The sequence below is a fragment of the Diaphorobacter sp. JS3051 genome (genome assembly GCF_015832135.1).
Classification (GTDB): Bacteria; Pseudomonadota; Gammaproteobacteria; order Burkholderiales; family Burkholderiaceae_C; genus Diaphorobacter; species Diaphorobacter nitroreducens.
The window spans coordinates 2,596,222-2,617,485 of record NZ_CP065406.1 but is presented as its reverse complement, the minus strand read 5'-3'; the positions used below and the strand labels follow the sequence as shown (position 1 = coordinate 2,617,485).

Annotated in this window: 19 protein-coding genes; 14 read left to right on the top strand and 5 right to left on the bottom strand. The window is 68.8% G+C overall.

Annotated elements, in window-relative coordinates; genetic code table 11:
• Positions 1–12: 12 nt before the first annotated feature.
• The 6 genes from I3K84_RS12590 (at position 13) to I3K84_RS12565 (ending at position 7,043) form a co-directional block, all read left to right on the top strand.
• The gene (locus I3K84_RS12590) at positions 13–1,401 is read left to right on the top strand and encodes an L-serine ammonia-lyase (RefSeq protein ID WP_196994657.1); all 1,389 of its coding nucleotides are present in this window, start codon (positions 13–15) and stop codon (positions 1,399–1,401) included.
• A 60-nt stretch (positions 1,402–1,461) separates the two neighbouring features.
• On the top strand, positions 1,462–2,670 hold the full coding sequence (locus I3K84_RS12585; RefSeq protein ID WP_135149077.1) for a pyridoxal phosphate-dependent aminotransferase: 1,209 nt from the start codon (positions 1,462–1,464) through the stop codon (positions 2,668–2,670).
• 179 nt (positions 2,671–2,849) lie between these two features.
• Entirely contained in the window at positions 2,850–3,800 is a 951-nt protein-coding gene (locus tag I3K84_RS12580) for a tripartite tricarboxylate transporter substrate binding protein (RefSeq protein ID WP_012655220.1), read from the top strand.
• Positions 3,801–3,846: 46 nt separating this feature from the next.
• Positions 3,847–5,415, top strand: coding sequence for a class I adenylate-forming enzyme family protein (locus I3K84_RS12575; RefSeq protein ID WP_196994656.1), 1,569 nt, complete (start codon positions 3,847–3,849; stop codon positions 5,413–5,415).
• Between the two features lie 27 nt (positions 5,416–5,442).
• A complete protein-coding gene (locus I3K84_RS12570) occupies positions 5,443–6,438 on the top strand; it encodes a tripartite tricarboxylate transporter substrate binding protein (RefSeq protein WP_196994655.1) in 996 nt (331 codons plus the stop codon).
• A 137-nt stretch (positions 6,439–6,575) separates the two neighbouring features.
• The gene (locus I3K84_RS12565; protein ID WP_196994654.1) at positions 6,576–7,043 is read left to right on the top strand and encodes a PaaI family thioesterase; all 468 of its coding nucleotides are present in this window, start codon (positions 6,576–6,578) and stop codon (positions 7,041–7,043) included.
• 16 nt (positions 7,044–7,059) lie between these two features.
• On the opposite strand, the gene I3K84_RS12560 is transcribed toward I3K84_RS12565, so the two are convergent.
• The 4 genes from I3K84_RS12560 to I3K84_RS12545 all read right to left on the bottom strand — a co-directional run bounded on the left by I3K84_RS12560 (position 7,060) and on the right by I3K84_RS12545 (position 12,113).
• Entirely contained in the window at positions 7,060–8,079 is a 1,020-nt protein-coding gene (locus I3K84_RS12560; protein ID WP_196994653.1) for a tripartite tricarboxylate transporter substrate binding protein, read from the bottom strand.
• A gap of 228 nt (positions 8,080–8,307) precedes the next feature.
• On the bottom strand, positions 8,308–9,294 hold the full coding sequence (locus I3K84_RS12555) for a tripartite tricarboxylate transporter substrate binding protein (RefSeq protein ID WP_012655225.1): 987 nt from the start codon (positions 9,292–9,294) through the stop codon (positions 8,308–8,310).
• Positions 9,295–9,338: 44 nt separating this feature from the next.
• The gene (locus I3K84_RS12550) at positions 9,339–10,493 is read right to left on the bottom strand and encodes an acyl-CoA dehydrogenase family protein (RefSeq protein ID WP_172205187.1); all 1,155 of its coding nucleotides are present in this window, start codon (positions 10,491–10,493) and stop codon (positions 9,339–9,341) included.
• A 72-nt stretch (positions 10,494–10,565) separates the two neighbouring features.
• A complete protein-coding gene (locus I3K84_RS12545) occupies positions 10,566–12,113 on the bottom strand; it encodes an AMP-binding protein (RefSeq protein WP_196994652.1) in 1,548 nt (515 codons plus the stop codon).
• 205 nt (positions 12,114–12,318) lie between these two features.
• Between I3K84_RS12545 and I3K84_RS12540 the strand changes: the two genes are divergently transcribed.
• The 8 genes from I3K84_RS12540 (at position 12,319) to I3K84_RS12505 (ending at position 19,972) form a co-directional block, all read left to right on the top strand.
• A complete protein-coding gene (locus I3K84_RS12540; protein WP_196994651.1) occupies positions 12,319–13,497 on the top strand; it encodes a thiolase family protein in 1,179 nt (392 codons plus the stop codon).
• A 65-nt stretch (positions 13,498–13,562) separates the two neighbouring features.
• Positions 13,563–14,330, top strand: coding sequence for an SDR family NAD(P)-dependent oxidoreductase (locus tag I3K84_RS12535; RefSeq protein ID WP_196994650.1), 768 nt, complete (start codon positions 13,563–13,565; stop codon positions 14,328–14,330).
• A 186-nt stretch (positions 14,331–14,516) separates the two neighbouring features.
• Entirely contained in the window at positions 14,517–15,281 is a 765-nt protein-coding gene (locus I3K84_RS12530) for a crotonase/enoyl-CoA hydratase family protein (protein ID WP_196994649.1), read from the top strand.
• A 99-nt stretch (positions 15,282–15,380) separates the two neighbouring features.
• A complete protein-coding gene (locus tag I3K84_RS12525; protein WP_196994648.1) occupies positions 15,381–16,379 on the top strand; it encodes a tripartite tricarboxylate transporter substrate binding protein in 999 nt (332 codons plus the stop codon).
• Positions 16,380–16,389: 10 nt separating this feature from the next.
• Entirely contained in the window at positions 16,390–17,196 is an 807-nt protein-coding gene (locus I3K84_RS12520) for an SDR family oxidoreductase (RefSeq protein ID WP_196994647.1), read from the top strand.
• On the top strand, positions 17,193–17,987 hold the full coding sequence (locus I3K84_RS12515) for an enoyl-CoA hydratase/isomerase family protein (protein ID WP_196994646.1): 795 nt from the start codon (positions 17,193–17,195) through the stop codon (positions 17,985–17,987). The genes I3K84_RS12520 and I3K84_RS12515 overlap by 4 nt, the downstream gene beginning before the upstream one ends.
• Positions 17,988–18,027: 40 nt before the next feature.
• Complete coding sequence (locus tag I3K84_RS12510; RefSeq protein ID WP_088887938.1) at positions 18,028–18,816, top strand: IclR family transcriptional regulator; 789 nt, start codon at positions 18,028–18,030, stop codon at positions 18,814–18,816.
• Positions 18,817–18,859: 43 nt separating this feature from the next.
• Positions 18,860–19,972 (top strand): CaiB/BaiF CoA-transferase family protein, encoded by a 1,113-nt coding sequence (locus I3K84_RS12505; protein ID WP_196994645.1) that lies wholly within the window; start codon positions 18,860–18,862, stop codon positions 19,970–19,972.
• A gap of 36 nt (positions 19,973–20,008) precedes the next feature.
• Here the strand turns inward: I3K84_RS12505 and I3K84_RS12500 are convergent, their stop codons facing one another.
• Complete coding sequence (locus tag I3K84_RS12500; protein WP_011803582.1) at positions 20,009–21,232, bottom strand: MFS transporter; 1,224 nt, start codon at positions 21,230–21,232, stop codon at positions 20,009–20,011.
• Between the last annotated feature and the right edge of the window lie 32 nt (positions 21,233–21,264).

Sequence of the window (21,264 nt, the reverse complement as noted above, 5' to 3'; positions counted from 1 at the left end):
GGAGTCTTGCCCATGGCCGTCAGCGTTTTCGACTTGTTCAAGATCGGCATCGGGCCGTCCAGTTCGCACACCGTGGGGCCCATGCGCGCTGCGCGGCTGTTCGCGCAGCGGCTGGCGCGCGAGGGGGTGCTGGCGCAGGTGGCGCGCGTGCGCAGCACGCTCTACGGCTCGCTGGGCGCCACGGGGCGCGGGCACGCGAGCGACCGCGCCGTGCTGCTGGGCCTGGCCGGCCATGCGCCGGACACCGTGGAGGTGGACGCCATCGAGCCGCTCATCGCCCGCATCCGCAGCCGGCGCCGCCTGCCGCTGGCCGACGGCCCCGAAGTGGCATTCGACGAGGCGGCCGACCTGCTGCTGGTGCCCGACGTCACGCTGCCACTGCACGCCAACGGCATGCGTTTCGAGGCTTTCGATGCGGCGGGCGGCACGCTGGCCGCGCAGGTGTACTACTCGGTGGGCGGCGGCTTCATCGTGAGCGAGGAGGCGGCCGCCGACGCACAGCGCCAGGCCGCCATCGCGCCCGACACCGAGGTGCTGCCGCTGCCCTTTCACAGTGGCGAACAGCTGCTGGCGCAGGCCGCGGCGCAGGGCGGATCGATCGCGCAGGTGATGCGCCTGAACGAACGCCACTGGCGCACCGACGCCGAGATCGACGCCGGCCTGCTCACCATCTGGCGCGCCATGCAGGACTGCGTGGCGCGCGGCTGCAGCGTGGGCGGCGTGCTGCCCGGCGGCTTCCAGGTGCGCCGGCGTGCGCCCGCGCTGCACCAGGCGCTGCAGAACGCGCCCGACACCCAGCAGGACCCGCTGCAGGTGATCGACTGGGTGAACCTGTTCGCCCTGGCCGTGAACGAGGAGAACGCCGCCGGCGGGCGCGTGGTCACGGCCCCCACCAATGGCGCGGCGGGCATCGTGCCGGCGGTGCTGCATTACTACTGGCGCTTCATTCCCGGCGCTACCGAGGCTGGCGTGGTCGACTTCCTGCTCACGGCTGGCGCCATCGGCATCCTGTACAAGGAGAACGCCTCCATCTCGGGCGCCGAGGTGGGCTGCCAGGGCGAGGTGGGCGTGGCCTGCTCCATGGCCGCGGCGGGCCTGTGCGCCGTGCTGGGCGGCACGCCCGCGCAGGTGGAGAACGCCGCCGAGATCGGCATGGAGCACCACCTGGGCCTGACCTGCGACCCGGTGGGCGGGCTGGTGCAGATCCCGTGCATCGAGCGCAACGCCCTGGCTTCGGTGAAGGCCATCAACGCCGCGCGCATGGCGCTGCATGGCGACGGGACGCACCATGTGAGCCTGGACCAGGTCATCAAGACCATGCGCGAGACCGGCGCGGACATGATGACCAAGTACAAGGAGACTTCGCGCGGCGGCCTCGCGGTGAACATCGTGGAGTGCTGACGCGCTACGACCCGTAGCGCCCTGTTTCCCATACCTTTTCGCTTTCCATCCCTGGCCCGCATGCACAACCCCGCTTCGCCCACCGATACCCTCCTGCCCGCCCTGGCGCGGCCCGCCATCCAGAGCCTGGGCGGATCGCTGATCCGCGAAGTCGCCAACACCGGCATGGGGCGCGCGGACGTGCTGCCCTTCTGGTTTGGCGAGTCCGACCAGCCCACGCCGCAGTTCATCCGGGATGCGGCGGCGCAGTCGCTCGGCTCGGGCGAGACCTTCTATTCGCAGAATCTGGGCCGGCCCTACCTGCGCGAGGCCATCGCGCAATATCTGTCGGACCTGCACGGACGCGAGGTGTCCGCCCAGCGCATCGGCGCTGTGGCCTCGGGCGATACCGGGCTGATGCTTACCTGCCAGATGCTGCTGTCGCCGGGCGACCGCGTGGTGGCCGTCACGCCGCTGTGGCCCAACCTGCTGGAGATGCCGCGCATCCTGGGCGCGCAGGTTGAACGCGTGCCACTGGCGGTGCGGGGCGGGCGCTGGACGCTTGCGCTGGATCGGCTGCTGGATGCGCTCACGCCGGGCACGCGCATGCTCATCCTCAATTCACCCAACAACCCCACAGGCTGGACCATCGATGAGGAAAGCCTGGTGGCGATCCTCGCGCACTGCCGCCGCCATGGCATCTGGATCCTGAGCGACGACGTGTACGAGCGTCTGGTATACGACCCGCAACTGGCCAGCGCACCTTCTTTCCTGCGCCACTACGCACCGGGCGACCGCATCATCTCGGTCAACAGTTGTTCCAAGGCGTGGTGCATGACGGGTTGGCGCGCGGGTTGGATGGTGGTGCCCGAGGCGCTGGAGGCCGACCTGGGCAAGGTCATCGAATACAACTTCTCCTGCATCTTCGAGCCCGTGCAGCGCGCCGCAACGGTGGCTTTGCAGCAGGGCGAGGCGCATGTGGCGCAGCTGCGCGCGGGCCTCGTGGAAAGCCGCCGGCTGCTGGTGCAAGCGCTGCGTGCCGTGCCGGGTGTGGAAGTGCCCGATGCCGGCGGGGCGATGTACGTGTTCTTCCGCCTGGCGGGCTTTGACGACTCCCTGGCGCTTGCCAAACATCTGGTGAGCGAGGTCGGCTTGGGCCTGGCGCCGGGCGCGGCCTTCGGCCCCGAGGGTGAAGGCTGGCTGCGCTGGTGCCACGCGGTGTCCGATGGGGCCAGACTGCGTGAGGGCGTGGAGCGTCTTGCGCGATTCGTGCAACGTGCCACGGCTTGACAGGCGTGTGCGGCCGGCGGCCGCAGTCACCACGTGTACACGCGTCCCCGCCGTCCTTTCAACCTGCCTAAGCATGGGTTGCTGAATCACGAAGCGTGTCTCCCATGAAACCCTGAGCCGTCGCCGTCAGCCTGCCCTTATCGTGTGGTGAACCCCATTGCACACGACAAGGACACGACATGCCCCTGCGCCGCCATCTGCTTGCCCTCTGCCTGACCGCCCTTCCGCTGGCCACCTGGGCTGCCTGGCCCGAGCGTCCCATCACCATCGTCGTGCCAGCCGCTGCGGGCGGCACCACCGACATCGCGGCGCGCGTGCTGGCCGAGAAGATGGCCAAGGACCTGGGCACTTCCATCGTCGTGGAGAACAAGGGTGGCGGCGGCGGCAGCATCGGCACCGCGCAGGTGGCGCGCGCGAAGCCCGACGGCTACACGCTGCTCATGGGCAACATCGGCCCGGTGGCGATCAACTTCAGCCTCTACAAGCAGCTCAGCTACAAGGAAAGCGACCTGCGCGGCATCACCAACGTGATCTCCGTGCCCAACATCCTCGTGGTCCATGCCGACTCCCCCGTGCGCAGTGCGCAGGAGCTGGTCAGCCTGGCGAAGACGCGCCGCCTCAATGTGTCCACCTCGGGCGTGGGGCAGTCGCCCCATATGTCCTCGGAGATGTTCCGTCAGAAGTCAGGCATCGAAGTGACCCTCGTGCCTTATCCCGGCGCGGCGCCTGCCGTCACGGCGCTGCTGGGGCAGCAGGTGGATTTCATGATCGACAACCTGCCCAGCTCCATGCCGCACATCAAGGCCGGCAAGTTCCGCGCGCTGGCCATCACCAGCGCCGAGCGCTCGGCACAACTGCCTGATGTGCCGACCATGGCCGAGGCCGGCGTGCCCATGCAGGTCACGGCCTGGTTCGGCCTGCTGGCGCCGACCGGCACGCCCGATGCGGTGGTCGAGCGCCTGCAGCAATCGGCGCGCAAGGCCATGCAAACGCCCGAGGTGCGCCAGCGCTTTGCCGAACTGGGCGGCGTGCCCGGTGGCGAGACGCCGGCCGAGTACGACGCCTTCATCGCCCAGGAACGCAAGAGCTGGGCACAGATCGTCAAGGCGGCGGGCCTGTCCCTCGAATAACCCGGGCGGGGCGCGCGCCCCGTCTTTTCACTGCTCTCCCGATTCCATGCATCCAGACATCGAACACCTGCTGGCCCAGCCCTTCGGCTCGCTGCCCGAACTGATTGAACGCCAGGCCGCGCACCGCCCTGGCCACACCGCACTGGTCCTGGAGGACCAGCGGCTGGACTACGCCGCGCTGCACGCCGGCATGGACCGCGTGGCGCGCAGCCTGCAGCGTGACGGCATGCAACCCGGCGATGTGGTGGCCATCTGCGCAGGCACCTCGGTCGAATATGTGCTGGCCTACCTGGGCGCTCTGCGCGCCGGCGTGGCCGTGGCGCCGCTGGCGCCCTCGGCCACGGCCGAGCACCTGAGCGCCATGCTGGACAACTGCGGCGCGCGCCTGGTGCTGCGCGACCGTGAGGTAGCCGCGCAATGGCCGCTGCATGCGGGCGCTGCGCTGCGTTGCGTGGCCCTGGACGATGCGCCCGAAGCGGGCGAGCCCTGGTCGCAATGGCTGGTCCAGGGCGACGGCGCACCGGCACCGATCACGCCCGCGCCCGACTGGCCGTTCAACGTGATCTATTCCTCGGGCACCACGGGTGTGCCCAAGGGCATCGTGCAGTCCTGGGCCATGCGCTGGGCGCATGTGCGGCGCGCAGTCACCAACGGCTACGGGCCCGATGCCGTCTCGCTGTGCGCCACGCCGCTGTATTCCAACACCACGCTGGTGGCGGCGCTGCCCACGCTGGCGCTGGGCGGCACGCTGGTGCTGATGCGCAAGTTCGATGCCACGCGCTATCTGGCGCTGGCCCAGCAGCACGGCGCTACCCACACCATGCTGGTGCCCGTGCAGTACCAGCGCCTGATGGCCTGCCCGGATTTCGACCGCACGGACTTGAGCCGGCTGCAACACAAGTTCTGTACCAGCGCGCCCTTCAGTGCCGCGCTCAAGGCCGAGGTGCTGCGGCGCTGGCCGGGCCGGCTCATCGAGTACTACGGCATGACCGAAGGCGGCGTGCGCTGTGAACTGCACTGCCATGACTTTCCGCACAAGCTGCACACCGTGGGCCGCCCGGGTGAGGGCGCCGACATCCGGTTCATCGACGAGCAGGGGCGCGAACTGCCTGCGGGCGAGCAGGGCGAGATCGTCGGCCGCTCGGCCGGGATGATGAGCGGCTACTACCGCCTGCCGGACAAGACGCGCGAGGCCGAGTGGTTCGATGCGGAAGGCCGGCGCTACATCCGCAGCGGCGACGTGGGCCGGCTGGACGCGGACGGCTTCATCGTGCTGGGCGACCGCAAGAAGGACATGATCATCACGGGCGGCTTCAACGTCTACCCGAGCGACATCGAGGCTGTGCTGTGCCAGCACCCGCAGGTGGCCGAGTGCGCCGTGGTCGGCGTGCCCTCCGAGCAGTGGGGCGAGACACCCGTGGCCTATGTGGTGGGGCGCTCGGGCTCACAGCCCACCGCAGAAGAATTGCGCGAATGGCTCAACACCCGCGTGGGCAAGACCCAGCGCGTGGCCGACCTGCGGCTGGTCGAGCGCCTGCCGCGCAGCGAGATCGGCAAGGTGCTCAAGCGCACGCTGCGCGAGCAGTACCTGCAAGCGGCGCCCATCGCCGGCTGACTTTCCTCTCACCACCCGGAGACTGCCATGTCACTGCCTCGTCCCTCGCGGCTGCGCCGCGCCTTGCTCGCCAGCATGGCCCTGACCGCCAGCGCCCTGCTGGCGCCCGTTGCCTACGCCGCGGACGCCTGGCCTTCCAAGCCGATCCAGCTCGTGATTCCCTACCCGCCTGGTGGCAGCGCCGACCTGCTGGGGCGCCCCTTGGCGATGCAGTTGCAGCAGCAGCTGGGCCAGCCCGTGGTGCTGGAGTACAAACCCGGGGCGGGCGGCACACTGGCCTCGCAGTATGTGGCGCGGGCCAAGCCCGATGGCTACACCGTGTTCATGGTGCTGGCCGCGCATGCCATCAACGACAGCCTCTACCCCAAGCTGCCCTACGACACGCGCAAGGACTTCGCCCCCGTGTCGCTGGTGGCCAACCTGCCCATGGTGGTGGCGGCCAGCGGCAAGCTGCCTGCAAAGAACATCCATGAGCTGATCCAGGCCGCCAAGGCGGCGCCGGGCAAGCTCACCTTTGGCTCGGCCGGCAACGGCAACACCGGGCACCTCGCGGCGGAATACTTCAGCAGCATCGCCGGGGTCAAGATGACGCACGTGCCCTACAAAGGCAGCGCCGGCGTGGTCAACGCCATGCTGGCGGGTGACATCGACCTCACGTTCGACAGCATCTCCACCTCCATGCCGCACATCCGCAGCGGGCGCATGCATGCGCTGGCCGTCACCAGCCCACAGCGCTCGGCCCTGGCGCCCGAGGTCCCGACGGTGCAGGAGCAGGGCATTGCCGGCTTTGACGTGACCGGCTGGTATGCGCTGATCGCGCCAGCCGGCACGCCACCCGAGAACACCCAGCGCCTGAGCCGCGAGATCGCCGCCGCGCTGCGCCAGCCCCAGCTGCAATCCCAACTGGCCGCCGGCGGCTACGAGCCCGTGGGCTCCACCCCCGAGGCGCTGCAGGCGCACATCGAGCGCGAGATCACGCGCTGGGCCGCCGTGGTCAAGTCCACGGGGGCAAGAGTGGATTGACACCCCCTGAGCCGCTGCGCCGCTTCCCCCGCTCGCGGTTGCGCCGGCGCGGCGCGGCCGGCATAGGCCGCTTGCGCGGCCGCCCGTGCCTGGGCCCTGCCGTGCGGGTGCACCATGAACCACTGACAATCCCCTTCATGCAACAACCGTCTTCCATCACCGCCGACATTCCCCTGAGCCCCTTCGCCGGCGAAGCCCCCGACATGTTCTTTGGCCTGCCCATGGCCATGGCCCGCGCCATGGCGCTGCGCGGTGAGCGCATCGGCCACGACATGGCCCAGGTGCGCATGCGTTTCCAGGCGGACCAGGCCAACAGCCGCGGCGAGGTCCACGGCGGATCGATCGCTACGCTGCTGGACTGCACGCTGGCCGCGGCCGCGCGCGCGCACGACCCGGCTGCCTATGGCGTGGCCACCATCGACCTGACGCTGCATTACGTCGCCGCGGGCAGGGGCGATCTGATTGCCACCGCGCGCTGCGAGCGGCGCGGCCGCTCCATCAGCTTCGTGCGCGGCGAAGTGCGCGCCGAGGACGGCACGCTGGTGGCCATGGCGACGGGCAGCTTCAAGCTGATCGCCCGCTCCACTGCATCCGCCAGCGCCTAGGCGCCAGCGGGGCTGCTCAGCTGGGTTGGACGCCTGCAGCTTGCAGCAGGCGGCCCCAGACAGGGGCTTCCTGGGCCCACAGGCGGGCGAACTTCTCGGGCGTGTCGTCGTCCACCGGTACGAAGCCGGCGGCGATGATGCGCGCCAGGCCCTCGCGGCTGGCCACGGCGTGGTTGGCGGCCTGGGCCCATTGCCGCGCCACGTCGGCCGGCATGGCTTTGGGGCCGGCAATCGCCAACCAACCCACAATCGACAGCGCATCCTGTGGGTAGCCGGCCTCGGTGAAGGTGGGCACCTCGGGTAGCAGCGGCACGCGACGCGGGCCGGTCACGGCCAGCGCGCGCAGCTTGCCCGCGTCGACGTGCGCCTTGAGCGACAGCAGGCTGCCCATGCCGATCTTGATCTGTCCGCCCAGCAGGTCCTGCACCATCGGCGCCTCACCTTTGTAGGCCACATGCGTCATGTCGGCGCCGGCCACCTCGCTGAGCGTGGTGCAGGCCAGTTGGCCGTGCGATCCGATGCCGTAGGAGCCATAGGTCAGCTTGCCCTTCTGGGAGCGGATCCAGGCCATGAAGTCCTGCAGGTTCTGCGCCGGCGTGTCGGCGGTGACCACCAGGGCGATCGGCGCCAGGCACACGCGCACCAGCGGGGTCAGCTCGGTCAGCGGGTCGTAGGGCGTTTTCTTGTACAGGTACTTGTTGGTCAGCATCGACGAGGTGGTGCCCAGCAGCGCCGTCATGCCGTCGGGCGGCGCCTTGGCGACCATCTCGCCGGCGATCAGGCCGGCCGCGCCGGGCTTGTTGTCCACCACCACCGACTGGCCAAAGCGCTGCGCCATGCGCTCGCCCAGTATGCGGGCGATCACGTCGGTGGCGCCGCCGGCGGCAAAGGGCACCACCACCCGCACGGGGCGGGTGGCGAAGCCGGTGGGCGCGGTCTGCGCCCGTGCGCCCAGCGGGCCTGCCGCCGCGGTTGCGGCGGCCAGGGCCAGCAGGTGGCGCCGGTTCCATCCAAGGGGGTGGGCTTCGTGTTTCATCGCGCGTCTCCTTTGCCTGTATGGCCTCTCAGTTATCCATAGCGCTACGCACCGCCCGCAGCCCATGCAACCGGCGCACCCCAAGCCAGGGCCGCCACCAAGCAAGGGCCTATGCCGGCCTAGGCCCGCGCCGCTCCGCCCCGCAGCGAGGGCTGCGTCCCCTGCCCGCATGGCAGCAATGCGAGAGCGGGGGCAGGCGCGAAGCGACTCGGGGGGCGTCGTTTCATCTCAGTCCATCGAGATCTTGGCGGCCTCGGCTACGGCCTTCCAGTGGGCAGCGTCCTTGTCGATCTGGGCCTTGAAGTCGTCGGGCAGGGACCCCACGGGGATCAGGCCCATCTCGGTCAGGCGCTTGTTCAGCTCGGGCGACTTGACGATGGAACTCACCTCGCTGCCCAGCTTGTCCACGATGGCCTTGGGCGTGGTGGCGGGCACGAACATGCCGAACCAGCCGTTGGCCTCCAGGCCGGGGTAGCCGGCTTCGGTCATGGTGGGCACCTGGGGCAGGGCCGGGTGGCGCTGTGCGCCGGTGATGGCCAGGATGTTGATCTTGTCCGACTTGATGTGCGGGTAGGCGGCCGTGGCGTCCACGAAGGCCAGCGACAGTTGCCCGCCCAGCATGGCCGCCATCTCGGGGCCCGAGCCCTGGTAGGGAATGTGCGTGATGTCGATGCCGGCCTTTTGCTTGAAGCGCTCGCCGTTCATGTGCGACGAGGTGGCGTTGCCGTAGCTGCCGAAGTTGAGCGTGCCGGGGGCTGCCTTGGCCTTGTCCACGAACTGCTGCAGCGTGGTCACGCCCGAGCTGCGCGGCACCATCAGCAGGTCGGCCGACTTGGCCACCTGCGACACCGGGGCCAGGTCGCTGAGCTTGTAGGGCACCTTCTTGTACAGCGCCGGGATCTGCACCACGGTGGTGATGCCCATGAGCACCGTGTAGCCGTCGCCGGGCGCCTTGGCCACGGTGTCGTTGCCCAGGATGCCACTGGCCCCGGGCTTGTTTTCCACCACCACGGCCTGGCCCAGGCGCTGGGACAGCTGCGTGCCGATCAGGCGGGCAATGATGTCCGTGCCGCCGCCGGCCGGATAGGGCACGATGACGCGGATGGGTTTGCTCGGGTAATGGTCCTGCGCCTGTGCGGCGCCCACGCCGCACGTGGCGGCCAGGGCGATCAGGGGCAGCCATTGGCCCAGGGTCTTGCGCCGGGTGAATGCCATGGTGTTGTCTCCTTGGGTTTTATGTAGAAAGGGAATGGCTCGTGCTACAGCGTGCGGGCGATGATTTCCTTCATGATCTCGTCGCTGCCGCCGTAGATGCGGCCGATGCGGGCATCGGTCCAGGCGCGGCCCACCTGGTATTCGGTCATGTAGCCGTAGCCGCCGTGCAGTTGCAGGAACTCGTCGAGCAGCTTGTTCTGCAGCGCCGTGGCGTTGAGCTTGACCATGGCGGCGCGCTCGGGCGTCAGCTTGCGCTGCATGTGCAGCCTCATGCATTCGTCGACGAACGTGCGCAGCATGGTGGCCTGCGCCTTGGCCTCGGCCAGCTTGAAGCGCGTGTTCTGGAACTCGAACACGGTCTGGCCGAAGGCCTTGCGCTCGCGCGTGTAGTCGATGGTCTTTTGCAGGAAGGACTCGATGCAGCGGGCCGCGCGCACCGCCACCACCAGGCGCTCCTGGGCCAGCTCCTGCATCAGGTACTTGAAGCCCATGTTCTCCTCGCCCAGCAGGTTGCCCACGGGCACCTTCACGTTGTCAAAGAACAGCTCGGAGGTGTCCTGCCCCATCAGGCCGATCTTTTCCAGCTTGCGGCCCTTGCTGAAACCCGGCGTGCCCTCTTCCACCACGATCAGCGACACGCCCTTGGCACCCAGGTCGGGCGCGGTCTTGCAGACCACGATCACGATCTCGGAATTGATGCCGTTGGTGATGAAGGTCTTGGCACCGTTGATGAGGTAGTGGTCGCCTTCGCTGCTCTTGACCAGTTTGGCGGTGGTGCGCACGGACTTCAGGTCGCTGCCCGCGCCGGGCTCGGTCATGGCAATGGCGCCGATCATTTCGCCGGCGGCCATCTTGGGCAGCCAGCGGTCGTGCTGCTCCTGGTTGCCGTAGGCGTAGATGTAGGGTGCCACGATGTCCGAGTGCAGCGGAAAGCCCAGCGCCGTGGCGTTGGTGCGGCCCACTTCCTCGATCAGCACGGCCGCGTGGCCGAAGTCACCGCCGCTGCCGTAGGGCTCGGGCAGCATGGTGTTGAGCAGCCCTTCGCGGCCGGCCTTGCGCCACACTTCCTTGGGCACGATGCCGTTGCGCTCCCAGTCGGCCAGGTGCGGCACGATTTCCTTGTCGAAGAAGTGGCGCACGGCGTCACGGAACTGTTCATGGTCTTCACGGAAAACGGTGCGCTGGATCAGGTCTTGCATGGTCGGTGTCTCAGGGTCTAAATGTCTAAATGGGCTTTAGCGCTTATCTGGTAAGCGCTAGTAGCTATGGTTTCAGGAGTCTCGCAGGGCAAAACCCGCCTGCGGCTCGTCACGAAAGCGCTCCTTCAGCTTGCGGCGCAGCAGCTTGCCGGTCTCCAGGCGCGGCAGCGCATCGACGAACACCACGCGCTGGGGCAGCTTCATGCGCGCCAGCACTTCGGCCGCCTGGGCGGCAATGGCGCGTGCCGTGTCCAGCGAGGCCTGCGCGCCGTGGCGCAGCACCACGGCTGCCAGGGGCTGCTCGCCAAAGTCGGGGTGGGGTACGCCCACCACGGCCACCTCGTACACGTCGGGGTGGCGCATCAGGGCGTTCTCGATCTCCTGCGGGTACAGGTTGACGCCCCCCGAGAGGATCAGGTCTGCGCGCCGGTCGCTTAAGTAAAGGTAGCCCTCGGCATCCACATGGCCGATGTCGCCATAGGTGATCCAGCCACGCTCGTTGATGGCCTGGCGCGTCTTCTCCTCGTCGTTGAGGTAGCTGAACTGTCCGCCGCCCGAGAAGTACACCTGTCCGATCTCGCCCGCGGGCAACTCCTGCCCGTCGTCGCCCACGATGTGCAGCCGGCCCGTGGTGGGGCGGCCTACCGAGCCGGGGCGCCGGCGCCACTCGGCCGAGTTGATCATCGTCGTGCCGCAGCCCTCGGAGCCCGCGTAGTACTCCATGAGGATGTCGCCCCACCAGTCGAGCATGGCGTGCTTCACATCCACGGGGCAGGGCGCGGCGGCGTGGATGGCCACGCGGTGGCTGGACAGGTCGTAGCGCTGGCGCACGGTCTCGGGCAGCTTGAGCATGCGGCCGAACATGGTGGGCACCCACTGGCTGTGGGTGACGCGGTAGCGCTCGATGAGGGCCAGGGCGGTCTCGGCGTCAAAGCGCTCCATGATCACGGCCTGCCCGCCCAGCTCGAGCACGCGCATCGTGTAGCGCAGTGGCGCGGCGTGGTACAGCGGCGCGGGTGACAGATACACGGTGTGCTCATCCATGCCCATGAGGCGGGCCGTGCCCAGCGCCTCGGGGTCGGTCTGGCCGCGCAGGTGGCTGGGCTGCAGGGGCTTGAGCACACCCTTGGGCCGGCCCGTGGTGCCGGAGGAATACAGCAGGTCGCGCCCCAGCGGCCGGTCGGCGAAGTCCACCGGCGGGCCCTGCAGCGCCGCCAGCGCCGCGTGCAGCGACGGGGCCTGCGGCCGGGCCTCGTCCACGGTCCAGCAGGGCAGGCCGATGCCCTGGAGCTGGGGCAGCGTCTTGTCGGACGCCACCACCAGGCGCGCGCCGCTGTCGCCCACGATGTAGGCCACCTCGTCCGCCGTCAGGTGGGTGCTGAGCACGGCCGCATACAGGCCCGCCTGGCGCGCGGCCAGCACCAGGGCCAGGATCTCGACGCGGTTCTCCAGCAGCACGGCGAAGCGCTCGCCCGCCTGCAGCCCCTGCGCCGCGAGCCATTGCGCCATCTGCCGCGCCATCTGCGCCAGCGCGCCGGCGGTGTAGCTGCGGCCCTGGTCGGCCATGAACACCACCACCCGTTCGGGGGCCGCCTGTGCGCGGCCAAAGAAATCCTGCATGCCTGTCACCTGTGGTCTCCAGGCGCACCGCCAGGGGCGATGTGCCGTCAAATGCGAAACGCAAGTCTCACAAAACAATTGAGTTTTGCGATTTTTTCAGGCGTGAGTCCCATTAAACATAGGGTAAACGCGGTATTCAGCACAAACTAACGCGTGAAAAATGCTTTTAATGGATCATAAGTTTCAGAAAACACATGAAGTGAACATGAAAAATCCCGTCATCGTCGATGCCATCCGCAGCCCCATGGCCCGGGCCAAGCCCGATGGCGCGCTGGCCCAGCTGCACCCCGTGGACCTGCTCTCGCAGGTGCTGCAGCAACTGGTGGAACGCAACAAGATCGATCCCGGCAGCGTGGACGACGTGATCTGCGGCTGCGTGAGCCAGTCCGGCGAGCAGGCCAACACCCCCGGGCGCCTGGCCTGGCTGGCCGCGGGCCTGCCCGTGCACGTGCCCTCCACCACCATCGACCGCAAGTGCGGCTCCAGCCAGCAGGCCGTGCACTTCGCGGCCCAGGCCATCATGGCCGGCGTGCAGGACATCGTCATCGCCTGCGGCGTGGAGTCGATGAGCCGCGTGCCCATGGGCAGCTCGCGCATGGGCAAGAACACCACCGGTACGCGCTTTGACGCCCGCTACGCCCCCGGCCTGGTGGGGCAGGGTGTCTCGGCCGACCTGGTGGCTGCCCAATGGGGCCTGGACCGCACCGCGCTGGACACCTATGCCGCGCGCTCGCACCAGCGTGCCCACGCGGCGCAGTCCAGCGGAGGCTTTGCGCGCGAGATCGTGGGTATCGACACCCCCGCCGGCCGCGTGACGGCAGACGAGACCATCCGCGCCGGCACCACGGTGGAAAAGCTCGCCGGCCTCAAGGCCGTGTTCGAGAGCGAGGAGCTGTCGGCGCGCTTTCCGCAGATCCAGTGGAACACCACGGCCGGCAACGCCTCGCAGATGACCGACGGCGCGGCCGCCATGCTGATCATGAGCGAGGAGCGTGCCCAGCAGCTGGGCCTGCGTCCCCGTGCGCGTTTCGTGGCCTTCGACGTGGTGGGCGACGACCCGCTGTACATGCTCACCGCGCCCATCCCGGCCACGCAGCGCGTGCTGGCCAAGGCCAAGATGAAGCTGGACGACATCCACCACTACGAGATCAACGAGGCCTTCGCCTCCGTACCCCTGGCCTGGCAGAAGGAGCTGAAGGCCGACGGCGAGCGCCTGAACCCGCGCGGCGGTGCCATCGCCCTGGGCCACCCGCTGGGCGCCTCGGGCCTGCGCCTGATGACCACCATGCTGCACGCGTTGGAAGACAGCGGCCAGCGCTACGGCCTGCAGTCCATGTGCGAGGCCGGCGGCATGGCCAACGCCACCATCATCGAACGTCTTTAACTATTGATTTGATAGCTGCTGGCGCTTGATGGACGGGCGCTGGAAGCCAAAATGAGGAAAGAAGCATGAAGCTGCAACAAGGAATGACCGCCCTCGTCACGGGCGGGGTCTCGGGCCTGGGCGAGGCCTCGGCCATCGCGCTGCTGGAGCGTGGCCTGAACGTGGTGGCCGTGGACCTGAACGACGAGCGCGGCCAGGCCATGGAACAGCAGTACGCCGGCCGCCTGCGCTATGTGAAGGCCGATGTGTCCGACGAAGGCCAGATGCAGCAGGCCATCGCCGCGGCCGAGGCGTTCGGCAACTTCCGCGCGCTGGTGCACTGCGCGGGCATCGGCGGCCCGGTGCGCCTGATCGAAAAGGACGGCAGCCCCGGCTCGCTGGAGAAGTACATCAACATCATCCGCGTGAACCAGATCGGCACCTTCAACACGCTGCGCCTGGCGGCCGTTGCCATGGCCAAGAACGAGCCGATCGACGGCGAGCGCGGCGTGTGCGTGCTCACCGCCTCGGTGGCGGGTTACGAGGGGCAGATCGGCCAGATTCCCTATGCCTCGTCCAAGGCCGGCGTGATCGGCATGACCATCGTGGCGGCGCGCGACCTGGCCTCCAAGTTCATCCGCGTGTGCACCATCGCACCAGGCCTGTTCGACACCCCCATCCTGGCCAAGCTGCCCGAGAACGTGCGCCAGTCGCTGGCCGCCTCGGTGCCCCACCCGGCACGCCTGGGCCACCCCTCGGAATACGCGCTGACCGCCCTGCACATCCTGGAGAACCCCATGCTCAACGGCGAGACCATCCGCCTCGATGGGGCCATTCGCATGGCGCCGAGGTGACAACCCCCTGAGGCGCTACGCGCCTTCCCCCTTCTCTCTGCGCGCTTCGCGCTCCGGGAAGGGGGACGCAGCCAGCGCGGCGGGGCGGCCCTTGCGCGGCTGCCTTGGTCTGGGCAGCGCCAGTTTCAGAGGTCGGGGCTACGCAATGCGGTGAACAACGCCGCGAAGAGCTGAAAGGATTTTTTGATGACATCCACGGTACTGGTCGAAGTGCGCGGCAACGTGCAGATCATGACGCTGAGCAACCCCGAGGCGCGCAACGCCGCCACGCTGGAGATGGCCGAGGCCATGGCCGCCGCGCTGGATGAGCTGGACAGCAACCCGGCCCTGCAGGTCGGCATCGTCACCGGAGCTGGCGGCACCTTCTGTGCGGGCATGGACTTGAAGGGCTTTCTGCAGGGCAAGCGCCCGAGCATCGCCGGGCGGGGGGTTTGTGGCCTCACGCAAAAGCCGCCGCGCAAACCGCTGATCGCCGCCGTCGAGGGCTACGCGCTGGCCGGTGGCTTCGAGCTGGTGCTGGCCTGCGACCTGATCGTGGCCGCCCGCACAGCCAAGTTCGGCCTGCCCGAGGTCAAGCGGGGTTTGGCGGCCACCGCTGGTGGCCTGTTGCGCCTGCCCAAGCGCCTGCCCTACCACGTCGCCATGGAATGCATCCTCACCGGCGACATGTTCGGCGCCGAGCGCGCCCAGGCCCATGGCCTGGTCAACCGCCTGGTCGAGCCCGGCCAGGCGCTGGACGCCGCCCTGGAACTGGCCCAGACCGTGGCGGCCAATGGCCCGCTGGCGCTAATCGCCAGCAAGCGCGTGGCGCAAGAGTCGGCCGACTGGCCGCAGGCCGAGATGTTTGACCGCCAGGCCGTGATCACCGCGCCGGTATTCGCCTCGCAAGACGCACGCGAAGGGGCCACGGCCTTTGCCGAAAAGCGCCCACCTGTCTGGCAAGGTGTTTGATGAAATAAGAGGCTCAAACGCCCGTCCATAAAGCGCAATGCGCTATCTATTAAATAGCAATTGACAGCCCAACACTACCAGGACCGAAGGAGACAAAACATGCCTTTCCACCATCACCGCCACGCGCTGCGCCTCGCGGGCGCCACCGCCCTGCTGGGCCTGGCCGCCCTGACGGCGTCGCAGCCCGCGCGGGCCGACGCCGCCTGGCCCACACGCCCCATCACCTTCGTCGTGCCCGGCGCGGCCGGCGGCACCACCGACACGCCCGTGCGCTTCATGGCGCAAAAGCTCAGCGAGCGGTTGGGCCAGCCCATCGTGGTGGACAACAAGCCCGGCGCGGGCGGCTCGCTGGGCAGCAGCCTCGTGGCGCGCGCGCCGGCCGACGGTTACACCGTGCTGGTGGGTAACACCGGCTCGAACGCCATCAACTACACCGCCTACCAGAAGCTCCCCTACAAGGCGGAGGACTTCGTGGCGCTGACCGACATGATCTCGTTCGCCAACGTGCTGGTCGTGCCGGTGAAGTCGCCCATCAAGAGCCTGAAGGAGCTTGTCGCTACTGCCAAGCGCGAACCGGGCAAGCTGGCCTTTTCGTCCGCGGGCGTGGGCCAGACCACGCACCTCATGGGCGAGCTGCTGCGCCAGAGTGCGGGGGTGGACGTGGTGCATGTGCCCTACAAGGGCTCGGCGCCTGCCACCCTGGCCATCGTGGCCGGCGAGACCCAGTTCATGTTCGACAACCTCACGGGGTCGCTGGGCCATGTGAAGGATGGCAAGCTGCGCGCGCTGGCCGTGACCGGCGCCACGCGCGAGCCCGAGCTGCCCGACGTGCCCACCATGACCGAGCTGGGCATGAAGGACTTCGACAAGGTGGGCTGGATGGGCTTCTTCGTGCCTGCCAAGACGCCGCCGGCCGTCGTGAAGAAGCTCACCGACAACCTCATCGCCGTGCTGCAGGACCCGGCCGTGGTCCAACGCTACCGCGAGCTGGGCGGCCGCCCCGGCGGCATGTCGCCCGAGCAGTTCTCGCAGATGGTGGAGCGCGACCGGCAGGAATGGGGCGAGCTGATTCGCAGCCAGAAGCTGCAGCTGGACTGAGGGGCGCGCCATGACTGAGTCCTCATCGTTCGCAGGCCGCCATGTCTTCGTGGCCGGCGGCACCAGCGGCATCAACCTCGGCATCGCCCAGGCGTTTGCACGCGCGGGCGCCCACGTGGTGGTCATGAGCCGCTCGCCCGACAAGGTGCAGCAGGCGGCCGAAGGCCTGCGCGCGCTGGGTGCGCAGGCGCTGGGTATCAGTGCCGACGTGCGCGACCCCGCTGCGGTGGACGCCGCGCTGCGCCAGGCGCATGCGCAGTTCGGTGACATCGACGTGCTGATCTCCGGCGCAGCGGGCAACTTCATCGCGCCCGCGGCCGACCTGTCGCCCAACGGCTTCAAGACCGTGATCGACATCGACCTGAACGGCAGCTTCCACGTGCTGCGCCTGGCGTACCCGATGCTCAAGAAACCGGGCGCCAGCGTCATCAACATCTCGGCGCCGCAGGGCGTGAACCCCACCATGTACCAGGTGCATGCCTGCGCGGCCAAGGCCGGCATCGACATGATGACGCGCGTGCTGGCCATGGAATGGGGCGAGACGGGCGTGCGCGTGAACGCCATCGCGCCCGGCCCGATCGGTGACACCGAGGGCATGCGGCGCCTGGCGCCCACGCCCGAGGCATTGGCCAACGCGGTCGCCACCGTGCCGCTGCAGCGCATGGGCACGCTCGATGACATTGCGAACATGGCGCTGTTCCTCTCGTCGCCGCAGGCGGGCTACGTGACGGGCGCCGTCATCCCGGTGGACGGCGGATCGTCGCTGCGCGGCGGGCGCGACATGCGCGCGTCGTACGTGCCGCGGAGCGCGGCATGAGCCAGGTATACGAGCGCATCGTTTTCGAGGTGCAGGACGGCGTGGCCACGCTGACCCTGAGCAACCCCACCAAGCGCAACGCCTTCGACCCCGCCATGCGCGTGGAGATGGCCGCGGTGGTGCGCCAGGTGCAGGCCGACCCGGCCATCCGCGCGCTGGTGCTGACGGGCGCGGGCGCGCATTTCTGCTCGGGCGGCGACCTCTCCAACATCGCCGCCAGCGGGCTGGACAACGGCGGCTGGCGCCAGCGCCTGAGCTGCCTGCACGACTGGCTCAAGGACCTGATGCTGCTGGACAAGCCGGTGATTGCTGCCGTCGATGGCGCGGCCTATGGCGCGGGCTTCAGCCTGGCGCTGGCGGCGGACTTCATCATCGCCAGCACCCGCGCGCGCTTTGCCATGTCGTTCATCCGCGTGGGCGTGGTGCCGGACTGCGCGGCGTTCTACACCCTGCCGCGCGTGGTCGGCGTGCAGCGTGCGCGAGAGCTCATGCTATCGGGCCGCGAGGTGCAGGCCGAGGAGGCGCTGCGCCTGGGCATTGCCACCGAGCTGGCTGAGCCCGATGCACTGCAGGCGCGCGCCCAGGCGATTGCGCGCAGCTTCGTGGGCGCATCGCCCGTGGCGCTGAGCCTGATCAAACGCTCGCTCGCGCTGGCCGCGAGCGACCTGCCGTCGTTGCTGGAGCAGGAGGCCAACGCCCAGGCTCTGGCCATGGGCACGCCCGAGCACCGCGAGGCCGTGCGCTGCTTCCTGGAGAAAAGGCCGATGCCCTTCCAGTGGCCGCAGACCTGACTTTGAAACAGGTGAAAATCTCAAGCTTTTTGAGGTCAATGTGAACGTGAACGCAGATCCGGACGGCAAACTGGTCAGCGCCCTGGTGCGTGGCGTTTCCATATTGCGGTGCTTCTCCAGCAAGTGCCAGGAACTCAGCGCCAAGGAGCTGATGGACCTGACCGGCCTGCCCAAGCCCACGCTGTTTCGCCTGACGGACACGCTGTGCGAGCTGGGCCTGCTGCGCTATTCGGAGCGGCTGTCCAAGTACGTGCCGGGCCTGGGCCTGCTGCAGTTGTCCTCGCCCGTGCTCACGCGCATGGCCCTGCGCCAGTTCGCCCGGCCGCACATGCAGGCGCTGGCCGACCTGACCGAGGGGCAGGTGCAGCTGGCCGTGGGCCACAAGCGCCGGTTGTGCATGGTGGAGCTGGCCAACGGCATGGGCAACACCGTGTTCCGCCAGGAAATCGGCGTGCCCATCTCGCTGTCGCGCACGGCCACGGGCCGCGCCTACCTGCTGGGCATGGCCGAGGATGAGCGCAAGGCCTACCTCCAGGACCTGCAGCGCAACGACCCGCAGCGCGCCGCGTGGCTGGAGCAGCGCCTGACGGACGCGCGCGACGACTTCGCGCGCCACGGCTTCTGCCGCAGCCACGGCGACCTGCACCGCGAGATCGAATCCATCGCCGTGCCCATGTCGCAGCCGCAGGACGGGGAACTCTGGGTGTTCGCCGTCTCGGTGCCGGTGTTCAGCCCCATGTACGCCCGGCTGGAGACAGACCTGGGCCCGCGCCTGCGCACGCTGGTGCGCTCGGTGGAGAGCGTGCTCGGGGCCTCCGGCCTCACCTGATACCCGCGCCCGCCACCCATACAACATCTACCAAGGAGACATCGTGAAGGTTCTGGACAGCGTGCGCGTACTGGAGATTGGCGGCCTGGGGCCGGGGCCGTTTTGTGCGATGCACCTGGCCGATTTGGGTGCAGACGTGATCTCGATAGTCCGTGAAACGAAGGGCCGCGAGACCACCGGCGCCTTGCTCAATCGCGGCAAGCGCTCGGTGTTTGCCGACCTCAAGACCGAGGAGGGTCGCCAGCTGGTGCTGGCCCTGGTGGCCGAAGCCGATGCCCTCATCGAGGGCATGCGCCCTGGCGTGATGGAGCGCCTGGGTCTTGGCCCCGAGGAGTGCCTGGCGGTCAACCCGCGCCTGGTGTACGGGCGCATGACGGGCTGGGGCCAGAGCGGACCGTTGGCACCGCGTGCGGGGCACGACACGAACTATGCCGCCGTCAGCGGCGCGCTGTGGGGCTGCAGTCCGGCGGGCGCGCGGCCCGTCTCGCCTTTCGCCGTGCTCGGCGACATCGGCGGCGGTGCCATGTACCTGATGACGGGGCTGCTGTCGGGCATCGTGCAGGCGCGCGCCACGGGCCGCGGCACGGTGGTGGACGCAGCCATCGTGGACGGCTCGGCCCATATGCTGAACCTGATGCTGAGTGCGCGCCAGAGCGGCCTGGTGGCCGATGTGCGCGGCCAGAGCATCCACGACAGCGCGCCCTTCTACGACACCTATGTCTGCGCCGATGGCCATTACGTCACCGTGGGCGCTATCGAGCCGCAGTTCTACACCCTGCTGCTGCAGGTGCTGGGGCTGGCCGAGGACCCCGATTTCACCGGGTCGCAATGGGACAAGGCCGCCTGGCCGGTGCGGCGCGCGCGGCTGGCCGCGCTGTTCCTGGCGCAGCCGCGTGCGCACTGGCAGGCGCTGCTGGAGCCCACCGACGCCTGTTTTGGCGTCGTGCTCAGCCCCGTCGAGGCGGCGCAGCACCCGCACATGCGTGCGCGGGGTGTGTATTCCGAACGCCAGGGGGTGCTACAGGCGGCACCCGCGCCCCGCTTTGATGGTGCAGCCTACGAGCCGGGCGAGGCCTGCGCGCCCGGCGCGCATACGCAGTCGGTCATGGAAGGACTGGGCCAGTCCGGCGCGCGGGCCGTGTGGTGCCAGCGCTGAGCACGTTGCGCGGGGCAGTCTCCCGCGCGGCCCTGGTTACCGTTGCTGGAGCAGCGCGGACGCTGGCAGCAGCCTGAAGGCCAGCGAAGCCAGCGCCAGCCAGGCGGCGATGCACAGCAACACCGCGCGGTAGGGCTCCAGCCCGGCGCTGGTGGCCCAGGCGGCCACGGCGCCGGTCAGCGATTGCATCAGCGCCACCCCCAGAAACATGGCCATGGTGTAGAGAGACAGGGCGCGTCCCGTCTGTTCGTTGGGGTAGGACGAGCGCACGTCGGCATATTGCAAGATGCTGTAGCCTGACAGCAGTCCCATCGCGATCATCAGCGCCACCATGGCGTGGGCGTTGTTGACCCAGGCCATGATGGCGAACAGGCCGGCCATCGACAGCGAAGCGCGGCCCACCCAGGTGCGGCGCCGGGCGGGGCCCGGGTCCATGCGGCCGAAAGCGGCGGGGGTGAACAGCGCAATCAGCGACAACACCAGCGCCACGTTGCCACTGTCCACCAGCGAAAAACCGTAGCGGTCGATCAGCAGAGGCCCCAGCCACAGGCCGCGCAGCGACAAAAAGGCCGCATAGCACGACATGCCGAGGATCACGATGCCCCAGGTGTGTGGCACGGTAAAGAGCCGTCCCATGCCCGTCAGCGCTTCCCCCCAGCTGCTGGCTGGACGGTGTGCGGTATCGGCACGTGCCGGTTCATGCACCAGCGCATAAATCAACAGCCACGACAGCAGGCTCAGGCCTGCCAGCAGGCCAAAGCCGGCACGCCAGCCCCAGTGCTGCACCACCCAGGCCAGCGGCGTGCCGGTGAACAGCAACCCCAGCCCGCCCAGGCCCATGCTCAGGCCCGAGAAAAAGGCAAACCGGTCGGCCGCGAAATAGCGCGCAATGAACAGCGTGCAGGCCACGAAGGCGGGTGAATAGCCCACCCCGATCAGCACCTGACCGACCATCAGCCAGCCATAGCTGGGCGCCAGCGCAGACAGGGCCGCGCCAGCGATGCCCAGGGGCGCAGCCACCAGCACCGTGCGGCGCAGGCCGTAGCGGTCCAGTGCGATGCCCATCAGCAGTTGCGCAATGCCGAACGACAAACCAAACAGTCCGGCAAACGCCCCCAACGAGGAAGCCTGCAGGCCGAAATCTGCCTGCAGGCCCTGGGCCACGATGGCGGTGGTGGTGCGGTAAGCCTGGCTCAGCGCAAAGCCCGACAGCAGCGTGAGCAGCATGACCCACAGCGGTTGTGTACGGGAGAGTCTCATCGAGGGAAGAATGACGGTAGGGGCACGCCGGT